The sequence below is a fragment of the Streptomyces flaveolus genome, from assembly GCF_014648815.1.
GTDB classification, from domain to species: Bacteria; Actinomycetota; Actinomycetes; order Streptomycetales; family Streptomycetaceae; genus Streptomyces; species Streptomyces flaveolus.
Genome location: NZ_BMRV01000013.1, coordinates 1 through 14,986, shown reverse-complemented (window position 1 = coordinate 14,986; position 14,986 = coordinate 1). Strand labels below are relative to the sequence as shown.

At 69.6% G+C, this 14,986-nt stretch carries 13 protein-coding genes and 3 pseudogenes; 7 read left to right on the top strand and 9 right to left on the bottom strand.

Translation table 11 applies throughout. The features are described 5' to 3' along the window. Positions 1-58: 58 nt before the first annotated feature. From IEZ05_RS26600 to IEZ05_RS26585, 4 genes are all read left to right on the top strand, one after another. Positions 59-874, top strand: coding sequence for an oxidoreductase (locus IEZ05_RS26600; RefSeq protein WP_189232801.1), 816 nt, complete (start codon positions 59-61; stop codon positions 872-874). A gap of 204 nt (positions 875-1,078) precedes the next feature. Further along, positions 1,079-1,210 (top strand): hypothetical protein, encoded by a 132-nt coding sequence (locus IEZ05_RS36850; RefSeq protein WP_268255235.1) that lies wholly within the window; start codon positions 1,079-1,081, stop codon positions 1,208-1,210. Positions 1,211-1,527: 317 nt separating this feature from the next. Continuing rightward, positions 1,528-2,544, top strand: coding sequence for an NAD(P)/FAD-dependent oxidoreductase (locus tag IEZ05_RS26590; RefSeq protein WP_189232996.1), 1,017 nt, complete (start codon positions 1,528-1,530; stop codon positions 2,542-2,544). Positions 2,545-2,638: 94 nt separating this feature from the next. Next, positions 2,639-4,270 (top strand): MFS transporter, encoded by a 1,632-nt coding sequence (locus IEZ05_RS26585; protein ID WP_189232800.1) that lies wholly within the window; start codon positions 2,639-2,641, stop codon positions 4,268-4,270. Between the two features lie 375 nt (positions 4,271-4,645). Here IEZ05_RS26585 and IEZ05_RS26580 read toward each other — a convergent pair whose 3' ends face one another. From IEZ05_RS26580 to nhaA, 7 genes and pseudogenes are all read right to left on the bottom strand, one after another. Continuing rightward, a complete protein-coding gene (locus IEZ05_RS26580; RefSeq protein ID WP_189232799.1) occupies positions 4,646-5,194 on the bottom strand; it encodes a hypothetical protein in 549 nt (182 codons plus the stop codon). A gap of 740 nt (positions 5,195-5,934) precedes the next feature. Then, positions 5,935-7,104 (bottom strand): hypothetical protein, encoded by a 1,170-nt coding sequence (locus IEZ05_RS26575; protein WP_189232798.1) that lies wholly within the window; start codon positions 7,102-7,104, stop codon positions 5,935-5,937. Beyond that, positions 7,101-8,246: a hypothetical protein gene (locus IEZ05_RS26570; RefSeq protein WP_229869865.1), complete on the bottom strand. Its 1,146-nt coding sequence runs from the start codon at positions 8,244-8,246 to the stop codon at positions 7,101-7,103. The genes IEZ05_RS26575 and IEZ05_RS26570 overlap by 4 nt, the downstream gene beginning before the upstream one ends. Continuing rightward, on the bottom strand, positions 8,239-8,436 hold the full coding sequence (locus tag IEZ05_RS26565; RefSeq protein WP_189232797.1) for a hypothetical protein: 198 nt from the start codon (positions 8,434-8,436) through the stop codon (positions 8,239-8,241). The genes IEZ05_RS26570 and IEZ05_RS26565 overlap by 8 nt, the downstream gene beginning before the upstream one ends. A gap of 89 nt (positions 8,437-8,525) precedes the next feature. After that, complete coding sequence (locus tag IEZ05_RS26560; protein ID WP_189232796.1) at positions 8,526-8,786, bottom strand: hypothetical protein; 261 nt, start codon at positions 8,784-8,786, stop codon at positions 8,526-8,528. Between the two features lie 173 nt (positions 8,787-8,959). Continuing rightward, the gene (locus IEZ05_RS37115; protein WP_189232795.1) at positions 8,960-9,313 is read right to left on the bottom strand and encodes a hypothetical protein; all 354 of its coding nucleotides are present in this window, start codon (positions 9,311-9,313) and stop codon (positions 8,960-8,962) included. Then, positions 9,310-10,603 (bottom strand): annotated as a pseudogene (gene nhaA / locus IEZ05_RS26550) (Na+/H+ antiporter NhaA). Before nhaA ends, IEZ05_RS37115 begins: the two are co-directional and overlap by 4 nt. A gap of 235 nt (positions 10,604-10,838) precedes the next feature. On the opposite strand from nhaA, the gene IEZ05_RS26545 reads away from it, so the two are divergent. Beyond that, positions 10,839-11,123 (top strand): hypothetical protein, encoded by a 285-nt coding sequence (locus IEZ05_RS26545; protein ID WP_189232794.1) that lies wholly within the window; start codon positions 10,839-10,841, stop codon positions 11,121-11,123. A gap of 115 nt (positions 11,124-11,238) precedes the next feature. Here the strand turns inward: IEZ05_RS26545 and IEZ05_RS26540 are convergent, their stop codons facing one another. Beyond that, positions 11,239-11,658, bottom strand: coding sequence for a MerR family transcriptional regulator (locus tag IEZ05_RS26540; protein WP_189232793.1), 420 nt, complete (start codon positions 11,656-11,658; stop codon positions 11,239-11,241). A 426-nt stretch (positions 11,659-12,084) separates the two neighbouring features. Here IEZ05_RS26540 and IEZ05_RS26535 point away from each other — a divergent pair, with 426 nt between their 5' ends. After that, on the top strand, positions 12,085-13,587 hold the full coding sequence (locus IEZ05_RS26535) for a SulP family inorganic anion transporter (protein WP_189232792.1): 1,503 nt from the start codon (positions 12,085-12,087) through the stop codon (positions 13,585-13,587). Between the two features lie 297 nt (positions 13,588-13,884). Here the strand turns inward: IEZ05_RS26535 and IEZ05_RS26530 are convergent. Then, positions 13,885-14,574 (bottom strand): annotated as a pseudogene (locus IEZ05_RS26530) (NAD(P)/FAD-dependent oxidoreductase); the annotation flags it as partial. On the opposite strand from IEZ05_RS26530, the pseudogene IEZ05_RS36490 reads away from it, so the two are divergent. Beyond that, positions 14,562-14,636 (top strand): annotated as a pseudogene (locus IEZ05_RS36490) (phosphotyrosine protein phosphatase); the annotation flags it as partial. The pseudogenes IEZ05_RS26530 and IEZ05_RS36490 sit on opposite strands and share 13 nt — an antisense overlap. Positions 14,637-14,986: the final 350 nt, after the last annotated feature.

Sequence of the window (14,986 nt, the reverse complement as noted above, 5' to 3'; positions counted from 1 at the left end):
AGTGCGGGCGACCCCGCACAGTGCACGACAAAGTCATGCCACAACCGAAGGAACCGCCATGCAAACAGCTCAGCCAGTGGCCCTCGTGACGGGCGCCTCCTCCGGGATCGGGCGGGCAGCGGCGCTCGCCCTCGTGGGCGCCGGCTTCGCGGTGGTCGGCACGAGCCGCAACGCGGCGAACGCCGAGCCGCTTGCCGGGGTGACGTTCCTCGATCTCGACGTGGCCAGCGACGAGTCGGTCCACTCCCTGGTCGAGGAGGTGATCGAGCGGTTCGGCCGGATCGACGTCCTGGTCAACAACGCAGGCGTGGGCGCGGTCGGCGCCGGTGAGGAGAGCTCGATCAACCAGACCAGGGAGGTCTTCGATGTCAACGTCTTCGGTCTGATCCGGATGACAAACGCAGTGCTGCCCCACATGCGCGCCCAGGGCGGTGGCCGCGTGGTCAATGTCTCCTCGGTACTGGGCCTGATCCCAGCCCCCTTTATGGCCATCTATGCCGCCACCAAGCATGCGGTCGAGGGCTACTCCGAGTCCGTCGATCACGAGCTTCGCGAGCACGGCGTCCGGATGCTGCTGGTCGAGCCGGGCTACACGAGCACGGGTTTCGAGGCGAGCGGCATGGCACCCGACTCGCCCGTGCCGGGCTATGCCGCGCAGCGGGAGGTCTCCCGAGACGTGCTGGCCACGGCCTTCCGTAACGCCGACAACCCGGACGTTGTCGCGAAGGTGATCGTCGCGGCCGCCACCGATTCCAAGCCCAGGCTCCGGTACACCGCCGGCTCGATGGCCGCACGTGTCAGCGTCCTGCGTCGGATCGTGCCCTCGCGCGCCTTCGACAGGCAAATCCGCAAGGTCAACCGACTGGCCGGCTGACCCTGCAGTACACCCGGCGCCTGCATCAAACCGGCCCCTACCTGGTTCACGCCGAGTCTCGATCGGGGCGTGGCGCTGCGGTCTTCTGCTGCTCGCCTCGGCGGGGACTTCGCCGACATCTACGGGCCCGAAACCATCGAGCGGTTCGGGCTGCTGCCCGGCGGCATGCTCACCGAATAGGCGTCGTGGCGGTGAGTGATGTACGTGAACGCCGCCTTCGCCGCCCCCGCCCTGATCGGCGCATTGCTGCTGGCCGAGCCCGTGGTCACCAGCAAGCCTAAACTCGACATTCCGGGCATCGCCGTGGTGAGCGAGGGTCGACCTGTCAATACTTGACAACTCAGTACAGAACTGCCTAGGTTTCTGACTATTCAGTACACAACTGTTCTGGGCTCATCGGACAGGCTGCGTGCACACCTGGCGCGATGGAGAGCGCCCCAGGTCGTTGAACTCCTCCGCGCCGCCCGGCGTTGCGACGCCTTCGAGGCTGGCGAGGCCCGGTCCGAATGCCCGGTGCAGGGCACTTCCTGCATCTCGAACAGCCCAAGACGGTCGCCGACCACATCCTCGGCATCCTGAACGGCTGCCCCCTCCATCCACCCAGAACTCGAAGGGTTGACCGAACCATGACCGACAAGGAAAGGCAGGAGGCCATGGCTGTGGCGACTCCTGCGTACGCGAGCGACGCACTGGACGAGGGGACCGTCGACGCGGTGGTGATCGGCGGGGGCGCCGCGGGGCTGAACGGTGCGCTGATGCTCGCCCGCTCCCGCCGCTCGGTCGTCGTGATCGACAGCGGTTCCCCGCGCAACGCGCCCGCGGAGGCCATGCACGGCTTCATCGTCTTGGACGGCACCCCGCCGTTCGAGATCCTTCGACGGGGCCGGGAGCAGGTGCGCCAGTACGGCGGACGCGTCGTGTCCGGCGAGGTGGTCTCGGCCCAGTCCGCCGCCCCGTCGGCGGACGGAGACCTGCGGTTCACCGTCACCCTGGCCGACGGCCGCGGCATCACCGCCCGCCGCATCCTGGTGGCCACCGGCCTCACGGATGTGCTGCCGGAGGTGCCCGGACTCGCCGAGCACTGGGGAGACAGTGTGGTGCACTGCCCGTACTGCCACGGCTGGGAGGTGCGTGATGAGCCCATCGGCATCCTCGCCACCGGACCGGTCTCCATCGGCCCCGCGTTTTTGTTCCGTCAGCTGACCGAGGACCTGACCTACTTCACCCACGGCACCGACCTCGACGAGGACAGCCGCGCCCGCTTCGACGCCCGCGGCATCCGCGTCATCGACACCCCGGTCGCCGAGGTCGTCAACGACGAGGACGGCGCCCTCGCCGGAGTGCGCCTGGCCGACGGCCAGATCGTGGCCCGCCGCGTCCTCGCGGTCACCCCGCAGATGCAGGCCCGCACCAAGGGCCTGGAAGGTCTGGGCCTGCCGGTGCAGGACCTGCCGACGGGCCGCGGTTTCGCCTCCGGCATGGCCGGTGCCACCGAGGTGCCGGGTGTGTGGGTGGCCGGCAACGCCACCGATCCGGTCGCCCAGGTCGGGGCCTCCGCGGCGGCCGGCGCACTGGCCGGTGACTACATCAACAGGATGCTGGCCACCGCGGACACCGACGCGGCCCTCCAGAGGATCACCGGGGGAAGCCCTAAAGGGGCCACAGGGTGATCTCGAAGCCCTGAGATCTCAGCCCGTCGCCCGCTCCCCTCACGAGCAATCAAGTGATTCCGCTCGTCCGCCCCGTCCCTCTCAGGAGCTACTGATGCCCTTCCTTGCGAACACCCCCGTGGAGAAAATAGCCGGGCCGTACGCGCGGCGCTGGTGGGCGCTCCTCGTGCTGTGCCTGAGCCTGCTGATCACGGTGATGGCGAACACGTCGCTGATCGTCGCCGCCCCAGACATGACCACCGACCTGGGCCTGAGCAGCAGTGATCTGCAGTGGGTCGTCGACAGCTACACCGTTCCGTACGCGGCGCTGATGCTGGTCCTTGGCGCGATCGGCGACAAGTACAGCCGGCGCGGCGCGCTGGTCCTTGGTCTGCTGATCTTCGCCGGCGGTTCGGTGATGGGGAGCATGGTCGACGCGACCTCTCTGGTCATCGTGGCCCGCGCGATCATGGGTGTGGGCGCCGCGGTCGTGATGCCGGCCACGCTGTCCCTGGTGGTCGCGACCTTCCCCCGGAGCGAGCGGGCCAAGGCCATCACCGCCTGGGCCGCGACCTCCGGGGTGGCGGTAGCCGTCGGCCCGCTGGTCTCCGGCTGGCTGCTTGAGGACCACGCCTGGGGCTCGACCTTCCTGATCAACGTGCCGATCGCCGTCCTCGCCGTGTTCGGCGCGCTCGCCCTGGTACCGCCGTCCAAGGCGGAGGGCATGGGCCGGATCGACTACGTCGGTGGTCTGCTGTCGATCGTCACGGTCGGCTCCCTGATCTACGCCGCCATCGAGGGCCCGCACGCCGGCTGGGGCGTCGGCCCCGTCACCGGCGCCGTGGTCGCCGGTGCCGGTCTGGTCGCCTTCATCGCCTGGGAGCTGCGGCACCCGCACCCGATGCTGGACGTTCGAAAGTTCGCGCTGCGGCCCTTCAGCGGCTCGATGCTCGCGGTGATGTTCTTCTTCTTCGGCATGTTCGCCGTGATCTACTACACGACGCAGTTCCTGCAGTTCGTTCTCGGCTACGGCGCCCTGGACACGGGTGTACGGCTGCTGCCGCTGGGCGGTGCGGTGTTCCTCGGGTCCGCGGTGACCGGGGCGCTCGCCCCGAAGCTGGGGGTGAGGGTGATGGCCGTGACCGGCCTGGCCATCGGCACGGCGGGCATGTTCCTGCTCACCCAGATCGACAAGGGGTCGACGTACGGGGACTTCCTGGCGCCGCTGATGATGCTGGGCCTCGCGCTCGGACTGGCCATCTCCCCGGCGACCGACACGATCATGGGCTCCTTCCCCGAGTCCGAGCTGGGCGTCGGCGGCGGTGTCAACGACACCGCGCTGGAGCTGGGCGGGGCGCTGGGAATCGCGGTGCTGGGCTCGCTGCTGGGCACGGCCTACCGGGACGAGCTGACCGACCTGGTGGGCAACCGGCTCCCGGCGGAGGCGATGGAGACAGCCAAGGACTCGGTCGGCGCCGGCCTGGCCGTCGCGGAGCGGGTCGCGCAGGATCCCTCCGCCGGGCCTCAGCAAGCCCAGGCCGCCGTGGACGCCGTCCACCAGGCATTCGCCCACGGAGTCGCCCAGACCAGCCTCATCGGCGGGATCATCATGGCCGCCGGAACCCTGATCGTCCTCGCCATCCTGCCGGGTCGGCGCGGCTTCGCGAAGCAGAGCGCCGAGCCGGGGGCCGGTACTACGGTGAACGAGGCGGCCACTGTGCGCGAGCACACCGGGTCCACCCGCTAGATCGCCGGCGGGGCGTCCACTGGATCGCCGGACGCCGCCTCCGCCAGATCGCCCGCCAGGCGCGCCGGGCAGGGCCTGGCGGCGCGAGACACGCAGGGCGCGGCCGTGGTCCAGCGGTCCACGGCCACGCGGATCCTCTGCCGGAACACCTCACCGTCCTTGGCCTCCGGGCCACCCCGGGGCTCTCCTCCGGAGCGGCCCGGAGGCCGAGGGCCGTGAGCTGACAGCGGCGGTCGCTGCAGACGCCGCCCTGCGACGGCAGGACCGCCGCTACGCCGCACTCCGCTATGCCGCACCCGCCGCTGCTCGCACCCACGCGGCGGCGCTCTCCCTGGCCTTCGGAACAGCCGATGCGGTCATGCCCGGCCTTGTCGCTTACAGGAGGGTGAAGGTGTGCGCGGCGCCGAGGCTGGAGACGGTGCCGCCGAGCAGGGTGCAGGCGGTGATCTGCAGGGAAGGGGCGGTCATGGTTTCGATGAAGCTGCGTCCGGCGAGGTAGCCGCTGGTGACGGTGCCGGTGAAGGTGTTGGTGAAGACGGCGCCGACAAGGTTGGACACGCGTTGGGCAGTGACAGTGCTGCTTTGTCCGTTGCTCCAGTTGATGGTCCAGCTCACGGTCGCGGTGGACAGCAGTTGCAGGCAGGAGCGCTGGGTGGTGTTGGAGGAGGTATGGGTGCCGCCGGTGATGCTTGCAGCGGCACCGGTGCCCACACAGGGGCCGTAGGTCTGGTCGATGGTGCGGGTGCTGGTGGCTGCGGTGGTGGTGATGGGCGGGTCGTAGGTGGTGGTGGACGTGCTGGTGCAGGTCAGCGTGTCCAGTGCGGACGCAGCTGCGCTGGCCGGTGCGGCGGGCAGGGCGAGAGCCAGGGCGGACACTGCGGCGGCGAAAAGACCGGCGGCCGCTTTCCTGGTTGACTTGGGCATCAGTGGTGATCCTTTCGTTCACAGGGGCCCTGTGGCACTTTGGGCCCTCGCTTTCGGATGTGCGGCACGAACCGAGCGGTGAGACACCCAGTCATGGTGTCCGGCTGTGCGAGGTGGAGGCCATGGCCCGTTCGGAGCAGAGTGGGACGAAGGCGGAGCAGTGTGCGCGCGTGCACACCCGTGTGCGGGAACGACCGTTCCGTGTGTATGGCTCAGTCTCCTGTGCGTGAGAGCGCACACGGACGGTGAGGCCGCACCCCCTTCAAGGGGTGCGGCCTCACCGTCCAGCCGAGCATCGGTCAGGTCTGGAGACCCGGGCAGCGCAGGCCACTGTGTGAGCGAACCGCGAGGGCCCGGGAGCGGGCAGCTGCCAGGGAGGACCCCAGGGGCGTGGCTCGGGGTCCTTGTGGGCTAGGGGGGTGCTCATCTGGGTCACGGCCGTCGTATCGGGCATCGTGCACCGGTCTCTCGGGCCGGCCAGATGAACGTCACGTACAGGAACGCCGGTACGTACCGCCGTGGCGACAGCCGTGGCCCTCTGGTTGGGAGAAGCCGGCATAGGAGCCTCTGCCCTCAGCCTCCCCACACTCACCGGAGACGAGGGACTCGAGCGCCAGAGCAGGGCCGCCCTCGCCCTCTCGCTCGCGCACTGCGAGGTCCATCTGACCAACGCCGGTGCAGACGACCCGGCACACGCAATAACGGTCGTGGTGACATACGGCACGGCGGCCGGGCGGGAGTCAGCGACCCTCGCCCGGCCGTGGCAGTTTCAGTTTCAGCGGGCCGCAGCCGAGGCGGGCGGCCTCGGCCTCGACATAGCGGGGGAAGAGGGTGCGCAGGTCCGCGCTCGCCCCGTCCCCATTGGCCTGTACGACGAATACCGTCTCGCCCGCCTGGCAACGGGCCTGGAAGATGCCGAGGTTAGGGCTGAGGCCGCCGTAGCCGGCGGCGGAGCGCACCCGGTCGCCCTCGTATAGCGCCACTCTTGTGAAGATCCCGGCCAGTCTCGGGTCCTCGACGGTCATCAGGCGCTGCTTCGGCTGTGAGCCGGTGATGTCCCGGTCGCAGGTGCGCACCGGGCCGTGCCCGTCGGTGATCATGGGGTACTGGTGCAGCTGGCGCTTCTTGCCCAGGGTCAGCCCTTTGATGCCGCAGAGCGCGTTCGGCTTCTCTGTGCGGGTGTAGCGGGCGGCCTTCGGCAGGCGGTCGACCGGATCGGCGATCGTGCCGGTGCAGCCCAGGTCCGCGCTGACCTTGTTGGCGAGCTTCACGACCATGCGGGCCATCCCATCCCGCTCCTTGGTACGCGGCTCCATGTCGGTGATCCAGCTGCCCTGGGCGATGTCCACGACGGTCGGCCCGTCGAGGTCGCCGGGGCGTCCCAGGCAGCCGTCCGGGATGGCGAGCCAGGCGCGGTTGTCCGAGGCCATGCCCAGCAGGCCGCCGCCGAGCGGGGTGAGACGGGCGGAGAGGAACTCGTCGGCCCACTTGCCGTCGTCGCCATTGCGGTCGTCCAGCCGGTGCACCCGGGCGGTGAGCGCCCATGCGTCGCCGTCGCTGTTCGTCAACTGGCAACTGCCGGTGGGGCCGTCCATGGATCGCCCACTGTGCAGCACGGGAGCCTCGACCGCCTTCACGTCCTCCGGCTTGCGGAAGGTTGCGGCGAGGTCGTCGCGGGACAGGGCGCCCCAGCACACCTCGTCCGGCGCGAACGGCCCGGCCTGCGTCTGCCAGGCCATGCCCCCAGCGCCGAGCAGCATCCCGGCGAGACCCGCGGCCAGCAGCGGCCGGACCCGGCCGCGCAGCAGCCTGCGCCAGTGCCACCGGCGCAGTCGCCGTTCGCTGAGCAGTTCCCGCTCGGCGGGCAGGGGCTGCTCGTATCGGTTCGGCTCGTCCGCAGTGCTGCTCACCGGCCGGCTCCCTTGGGGGCGATGGGGGCGCAGCCCAGGCGGGCCGCGACCGCGTTGGCGAAGACGGCGAGGTGGCCGGGGTCGGTGGAGGCGCCCATCAGGAAGACGACGGGCCGGCCGGCGCAGTCGGCCTGTACTATCGCGTGCTCCTTGCCCAGGGTGCCCGTGCCGCGCCAGCCACGGGCCGCGGGCCGCTCGCCCGCGATGCCGTCGAACACCGCGGCCAGCCGGGGCTGCGCGACCATCGCCAGGTCCAGGTATGGCACGCCGTCGCGATCGCCACGGACACTGCAGGTCTGCAGGTCGCGGGTGACCGCGCCGATCTGGTACTCGATGTCCTCCGTGTCGAGGCGCAGGCCGCGGATGCCGCAGACGTCGTCAGAGGGGCTGAAGACGCGTTCCTGCTTGCCCGGCAGGTCGTAGAGCGGCGAGCTGACCCTCAGTGGCTCGTGCGGCGCGCAACCGGCCGCCTCCATCCCTCGGTTGGCCGCCGCGACGAGCAGCACCGCCGCCTCCCGGGCGCCGCCCAGGTCGGCCGGATCGTTCTCGGTGTACGAGGGGCCGCTGGCGTACGTGCCGGACGCGTGCATGGTGACGACGGTCGGCCGGCCGTCCTGCGTATCGCAGGACTTCGGGAGCACCAGCAGACCACCGCGCCCGTTCACCGTGCCCGGTAGACCGTCCGGGAGCGGGACCGTGTCACCGCCCAGGAAACCGTCCTGGACCATCGCGAGCCGGGCCTCCGCGGCCTTGGGGACCGGGCCGTACTCGACGGACACCTTCTGGTCGGTGGTGACCTTGTCGCCGTCGTAACTGCTCTTGTAGTCGCTGGCGATGGCGACCTCGCAGCTGCCGGTCGGACGCTCGCGGGTAGGTGCCGTCTCCCTGCCGGTGCGTGACCCGTCGTCATCATCGCCGAAGGCCTCGTCGCCGAGGAAGCCCGGACCGCTGTCCTCTTCCCAGGCGCCCCAGCAGTAGCGGTCCTTCGGCCACGGCCACGTGTCCGCCGCCCACGTACCGAGCCCGGTACCCACAAGCACGAGCACCAGCGCGGATATCAGCAGCAACGGGCCGCGCCTGCTGTGCGACAACGTCCGGCGCAGCCAACCAGGCTCCGCGGGCGCCTCTTCTATCTCACTCACCCCGTGATCCCCTCCGGCGCAGGAGTGTATCCACCGTCATCACCCCGGAGCAGGCCGCCCCGTACATGGGGATCTCGCCGTTCAGCAGGGAGCCGACTGCCTTGGCCGCCTGCTCGCGCAACTCGGTCCCGGCCAGGGTGTCCGTCTCCTGGTCCGGAGGGAAGATGTGCTCGACGCCGAACAGGGTCATCTGTGGGGGGTCCGTCTCTTTCGCCGGATCGTTCCCCGCACACCCTGCACCCGCTCTCCAGACCTTAAGAACTCGTAACACGATCTTGGCTACGCGTCCGGGCGCTCTCCGTCGTAGGCGCTCACGGTCTTGGCCAGCTTTCGCTGGATTGCCCGGAGGAGCGGGAGGGTGGCCTCGTCGGTGAGCCCCGTGGTCGTGTGCCACTCGACGCCCGAGCCGACGAGGTCGCTGACGAAGACGATCTCCGCAGCCAGAAGGGTCCGCGCCCAATCGACCGGCTTGATTGGATCATCGTCACCCAGAGCGCGGATCAGGATGCGGCACTGACCGAGCAGATCGTGAGCGTCCACAAACCCCATACCGAAGGCGAGTTCATCGCTGTACCGAGCTGGCCCACCCTATTCACCGAGAGCCCGTTGGAGCAGTCGGACCTCGTCTTGGGCCAGGACCTCGCTTGGCCTCACCACTTGTTCGGACACTCGTCCCTCCTTTCCGCCTCTGCTTCGGCCGCAGGACGATCAAGCTACCTCTTCCGGAATCTCCTCCGGCAGATGAGGGCGCAGGCGAGCGAGGCGAAGGCGTCGTGGAGGTCCAGGCGACGTTCCCACCGGACGGCGAGGTGCTTGAACTGGTGCAGCAGGGCGAACGTCTGCTCCACGACGTACCGCAGCTTGCCCAGGCTCTGGATGTCGGGCTGCCCTTTGCGGGAGATGTCGGCAGGATCCCGCGCCACCCGTCGCCGGGCGGCGGCAGCGATCAGCCAGAGCATCTTGCCCCAGGCTGGTGTGGTGAGGATGAGGGCCACGGTGGCCAGTATGCAGATCAGCAGCCATGCCGCTGCGGTGGCCCGTGGACGGTGCGCGCGTGGTCGTGTCATGCGCCGCTGCCTGGGGTGCGCTGGTAGATGTCGGGGATGCCGTCGGCGTCCTCGTCGATGTTCTCCTCCACATACAGGCGGCGGTAGACGGTGTTCCGGCGGCGCAGGAGCAGCGCGGCCAGCAGGGCCGCGGCCAGGGAGGCGATGAGGACGGCGGCCTTGACGTGCTCGCCGGTGGCGGTGCCGGGGAAGGCGAGTGCACCGATGAGCAGGGCGACGGTGAAGCCGATGCCGGCCAGCGTGGCGAGGCCGAAGACGTCGGCCCAGGCGAGTTCGGGGTTGAGCTGGGCGCGGGTGAAGCGGGCGGCCAGGTAGGTGCCGGCGAAGATTCCGAGGATCTTGCCCGCGACCAGGCCGATGACCACGCCGAGGGGCTCGGGGGTGGTGAACACCTCGCCCAGCGCGTCGCCGGAGACGCTGACCTCGGCGGCGAACAGCGCGAACAGCGCGAACAGCGGCACACAGATCCCTGCGGACAGCGGGTGCAGCAGATGCCCGGTGCGTTCGCCCGGCGAATCCTGTTCGCCCTCGTCGCGGGTGGTGCGCAGGATCAGGCCCATGGCGACGCCGGCGACGGTGGCGTGGATGTCGCCGTTGTACATCAGCGCCCAGATCACCACCCCAAGCGGCAGGTACCACCACCAGCCGCGCACCCGCATCCGCTGCAGAAGGTAGAAGACGACCAGCCCGGCCAGCGCCCAGAAATTGAGGTCGGAGGTGAAGAAGAGCGCGATGATCAGGATCGCACCGAGGTCGTCGACGACCGCGAGGGTGAGCAGGAAGGCGCGCAGGGCGGTCGGCAGGTGGGTGGAGATGACGGTCAGGACCGCCAGGGCGAAGGCGATGTCGGTGGCCATCGGCACCGCCCAGCCGTCCATGCTGCCCCCGCCGGCCGCGGCGGTGGCGGCATAGGAGGCTGCGGGCACCGCCACGCCGCACGCGGCGGCGATGACCGGCAGCGCGGCGGTGGCCGGCGTGCGCAGCGAGCCCACCACCAGTTCCCGCTTCAGCTCGATCCCCGCGACCAGGAAGAAGACGGTCAGCAGCCCGTCGGAGGTCCAGTGGCCGACCGACAAGTCCAAACCCAGTGCGGGATCCCGAAGCGGACGTCGCGAAGGGTGCTGTAGGAGGAGGCCAGTGGGCTGTTCGCCCACACCAGTGCCACCACCGCTGCGGCCAGCAGGACCAGCCCACCGACGGTCTCCGTGCGCAACGCCGGGCAACGGCCTGGCGTTCTGGTTAGGGCGGAAGGCCGAGGAAGGGGGAACGGGAGCGCGGGGCAGCAGCCAAGACGGCGAACCTCCGGGGTGTCGGCAAAAGGGCAAACGGCCCTACGGACGCCGACCAGACTTCCCGGCACACCCCGCGTTTCTTGACGCGTCCTTTAGACAGGTAGCAAGACCGCTGCCGGCGACGGCCGGGCTGAGCTCTTGGCATTGGGTGGATGATCAGCGGGCGAGTTCGCGAGGTGCGGGCGGGTTCAGGCGATGGGGAGGGGCCCACGGAATGGGTCGTTGGAAGTGGCATGTTCCTGGGTCTGCTGGCGATCACCCTGGGCATGGCGTCGATGCGCACCGGCTGGACACTGCCCTGGGTACGCCGTCGTCTCACCCGCCCTCGGGTCAATGGGCTCGGAGCTCTGCTGGTGGGCGCGACCTGCGTGATCCAGGGGCTGTTCTACTTCCACTTCGTGCCAAGCCCGTCCTGGGAGTTGCGCTTCCTTGGCACGAACGCCCTCATGTTCTCCGGTCTCATCCTTATGGGAGTCAGCCAGATGCGGCAGTCGCGCCGTGGCCGTAAGAGCATCTGAGCAGTCCGGACGGGCTGGCGTTCCGCGTCCGAGCTGACACCTCGTAAAACCGCTCATCAGTGGCCGCCTGGGAGCCCGGCGTGCGCTGAGCGGTGCAGGCCGCCGGCCGGTGATTTCAGGCCGAGGCGCCCTGCTGATAGCGGGCGGTCCCGAGCCGGGCGCGGAGGGTGGCGGCGAAGTCTTCGGCGCGGGCCAGCTGGACGCGCAGGTCCTCGATCTTCTGGGCGGCGGCCTGCTCATAGGCCCTGATCCGCTCCAGGAGTGCTTCCCGCTCGTCGATGTCGGCCGGCTCATCGGAGTCGAGGCGGTCGGTGGCATCCAGGAGGTCGCGCATCTCGTCCAGGGTGAAGCCGAGCGGCTTCATGCGGCGGATGACCATGAGGCGGGCGATGTCGGCCTCGGTGTAGAGGCGGAAGCCGCCCCGGGACCGGGCGGAGGGGATGACCAGGCCGGTCTCCTCGTAGTGCCGGATGGTGCGCAGCGACAGCTCCGTCCGCGCGGCGACCTCGCCGATCTGCATGTGCTTGCTGTCCACGCCCGTGGTCCTCACCGTTGTCGCCCCTGGTGCTGCCGCTTCCCACCGACCTCTACTCTAACGTTAGGGTAGAGTTGCCGATGTTGAGGGACGGTCGCCCGCCGCCTTCCGCTGTGTGGCGCGGGCTTCGAGTCCGGCCCCGCTGCCGTGCCGGGGCCGATGGCGCCCCTGGCGAAGATCTTCGATCCTTGCGGGAGAAATGCGTGCGCGTGTTCATGGTGCCCTGCGCCGCTGCCTGCCCGCCGTGATGCTTTGCCCCTGACGAGAGCCCCGGCCGCGTACGCGGCCGCGCTTGCCGCTCCGTCATCACAGACTTCCGGCCCGCCGAGCGGGCCGTCCGCGGGATGCCGGCCCGGCCTTCCGCGCCCTCCCGCACACCCCTGCCCGTCGGCGGGGTGTGCCCGAACCCGACAGGTACTCGCTTCCTTGTCCACTTTCTCACTGTCCCCGGCCGCGCACCTGCGCGGCCTGCGTCCCGACTGGCTGAACAATCCGAAGGTCTGGCGCACCGAGGTCCTGGCCGGCCTGGTCGTCGCCCTCGCACTGATCCCCGAGGCGATCTCCTTCTCCATCATCGCCGGGGTCGACCCCGCGATCGGCCTGTTCGCCTCGTTCACCATGGCCGTGACCATCTCCATCGTCGGCGGCCGCCGCGCGATGATCTCCGCCGCCACCGGCGCAGTCGCCCTGGTCATCGCACCGCTCAACCGCGAGCACGGCTTCGGCTACCTCGTGGCCGCCGTCATCCTGGCTGGCGTCTTTCAGATCGTCCTCGGCGCGCTCGGCGTGGCCAAGCTGATGCGGTTCGTGCCGCGCAGCGTGATGGTGGGCTTCGTCAACGCCCTCGCCATCCTGATCTTCATGGCCCAGGTTCCCGAGATGACGGGCGTGCCCTGGCCCGTCTACCCGCTGATCATCGGCGGCCTCGCGCTCATGGTGTTCTTCCCGAAGATCACCACCGTGATCCCGGCCCCGCTTGTGTCGATCGTCATTCTCACCGTCATCACGGTCGCCGCCGGCGTCGCGGTGCCGACTGTCGGCGACAAGGGCGAACTGCCCTCCTCCCTGCCGGTGCCGGGCCTGCCGGACGTGCCCTTCACCATGGACACCCTGACCACCATCGCCCCCTACGCGCTCGCGATGGCGCTGGTGGGCCTGATGGAGTCGCTGATGACGGCCAAGCTCGTCGACGACATCACCGACACCCACTCCTCCAAGACTCGCGAGTCCATCGGCCAGGGCATCGCCAACATCGTCACCGGCTTCTTCGGCGGCATGGGCGGCTGCGCCATGATCGGCCAGACCATGATCAACGTGAAGGTCTCCGGAGCCCGCACCCGCCTGTCCACCTTCCTGGCAGGCTCGTTCCTGATGGTGCTGTGCATCGTCTTCGGCCCCGTCGTCTCCGACATCCCCATGGCCGCCCTCGTCGCGGTGATGGTGATGGTGTCCTTCGCGACCTTCGACTGGCACTCCATCGCCCCCAAGACCCTCAAGCGGATGCCGGCGGGCGAGATCGCCGTCATGGTCATCACCGTGGCCTGCGTGGTCGCCACCGACAACCTCGCCATCGGCGTCGTCGTCGGCTCCGTCACCGCCATGGTCATCTTCGCCAAGCGCGTCGCCCACCTCGCCAACGTCACCTCCGTCACCGACCCCGACCACACCACGGTGGTCTACTCGGTGACCGGTGAGCTGTTCTTCGCCTCCTCCAACGACCTCGTCGGCCAGTTCAACTACGCCACCGACCCCGACAAGGTCGTCATCGACCTGAGCGCGGCACACGTCTGGGACGCCTCCTCCGTCGCCGCCCTGGACGCAATCGAGACCAAGTACGCCCAGCGCGGCAAGACGGTGGAGATCATCGGCCTCAACGACCCCAGCGCCGACCTCCACGGCAAGCTCACCGGCGAACTCGCCAGCCACTGACCTCACCGCCGTGCTGGCCGCCCGGGGACCTCAGCTCGGCTCGAGCGGCCACCAGTCTTCGGTGGCGGAACACGGGCGCGCCGACGGGCGGAGGGGCCGGGCAGCATCGAGGCAAGCCGGATGCGTGCTGGACTGAGCAGATCTGAGGCGACGAACAAGGCCGGCCTCGGCAGCCGCCTGAGCCGCCTCAGATCCGTGCTGCAGCAGCCGGTCCTGCAACCCCTCAACATGGGCTTGGCAGCGTCCACGTCACGGTGGATGCCTCTCACCAGGTGTCCCAGTGCTGTCCTGTTGCTCTTACGCGGGGGCTGCGGCGACGGCGTGTTCGTCACCCGGTGCCGCGAGGTGGCGTTCGGCGTCCAGGGCGGCCTGGCAGCCGCTGGCGGCGGCGGTGATGGCCTGGTGGTAGGTGTGGTCGACGACGTCGCCCGCGCCGAACACGCCGGGGATGTTCGTGCGGGTGGAGGGGGAGGCGACCTTGAGGTAGCCCTCGTGGTCCAGGTCCAGCCGGCTCTGGACCAGTTCGGTGCGCGGGTCGTGGCCGATGGCGACGAACAGTCCGGTTGCCGGTAGTTCGGAGGTCTTGCCGGTGACGGTGTCACGCAGGGTCAGGCCCGCGAGCCTGCCGCCCTCTTCGCGTATGTCTGCGACCTCGCTGTTGAAGGCGAACGAGATCTTCGGGTCGGCGAAGGCGCGCTCCTGCATGGCCTTGGAGGCACGCAGGGTGTCCCGTCGGTGGACGACCGTCACCGTCTTGGCGAACCGGGAGAGGAAGGTGGCCTCTTCCATCGCGGTGTCGCCGCCGCCGACGACCACGATGTCGTGCTCGCGGAAGATGAAGCCGTCGCAGGTCGCGCAGTACGACACACCCCGGCCGGAGAGCGCGTCCTCGCCCGCCAAGCCCAGCTTGCGGTGCTGCGAGCCGGTCGCCACGATCACGGTCTTCGCCCGGTAGGCGGTGCCTGCGCTCCCAGATGGCCGCCGGATTCCTCAACCACCTCGCGGGCGACCGGATCGAGGTCCGCTCCGCCGGATCCATCCCCGGCGACGCCTGCTGAACCCAGGAAACATGAAGAAGGGGCGTCCCTGGGGACGTCCCTGGTCAGTAACGGTTGTTGCGGGCGGGGCGGGATCATCGGCAGGTGATCGACGGGTGTTTTCGTGGGGTACGACCGGCGCGCGGCGGCGTGATTCACCTGAACAGGTCGGCCCGTGGAAAACCGTCTATGAACGACACAGCCTGCCCTCGGCTGAGGGAACTTGCGAGCGGCTGCTTCAGCAGGTCGACGCGGAGGCTGATGCGGTGTTGAGGTCTGCTGGGACATGGCGGCCGATTCCACCGTCGTGCGGGCCCATCAGCATGGCGCCGGTGCGTGCACCGCACGGGGTGCGGGCGGAT

Excerpts from the sequence above, each read along its gene's own strand:
- IEZ05_RS26600 (WP_189232801.1), top strand. The coding sequence starts at position 59 with ATGCAAACAGCTCAGCCAGTGGCCCTCGTGACGGGCGCCTCCTCCGGG.
- IEZ05_RS26590 (WP_189232996.1), top strand. The coding sequence starts at position 1,528 with ATGGCTGTGGCGACTCCTGCGTACGCGAGCGACGCACTGGACGAGGGG.
- IEZ05_RS26585 (WP_189232800.1), top strand. The coding sequence starts at position 2,639 with ATGCCCTTCCTTGCGAACACCCCCGTGGAGAAAATAGCCGGGCCGTAC.
- IEZ05_RS26580 (WP_189232799.1), bottom strand. The coding sequence starts at position 5,194 with ATGCCCAAGTCAACCAGGAAAGCGGCCGCCGGTCTTTTCGCCGCCGCA.
- IEZ05_RS26565 (WP_189232797.1), bottom strand. The coding sequence starts at position 8,436 with ATGACCCTGTTCGGCGTCGAGCACATCTTCCCTCCGGACCAGGAGACG.
- IEZ05_RS37115 (WP_189232795.1), bottom strand. The coding sequence starts at position 9,313 with ATGACACGACCACGCGCGCACCGTCCACGGGCCACCGCAGCGGCATGG.
- IEZ05_RS26545 (WP_189232794.1), top strand. The coding sequence starts at position 10,839 with ATGTTCCTGGGTCTGCTGGCGATCACCCTGGGCATGGCGTCGATGCGC.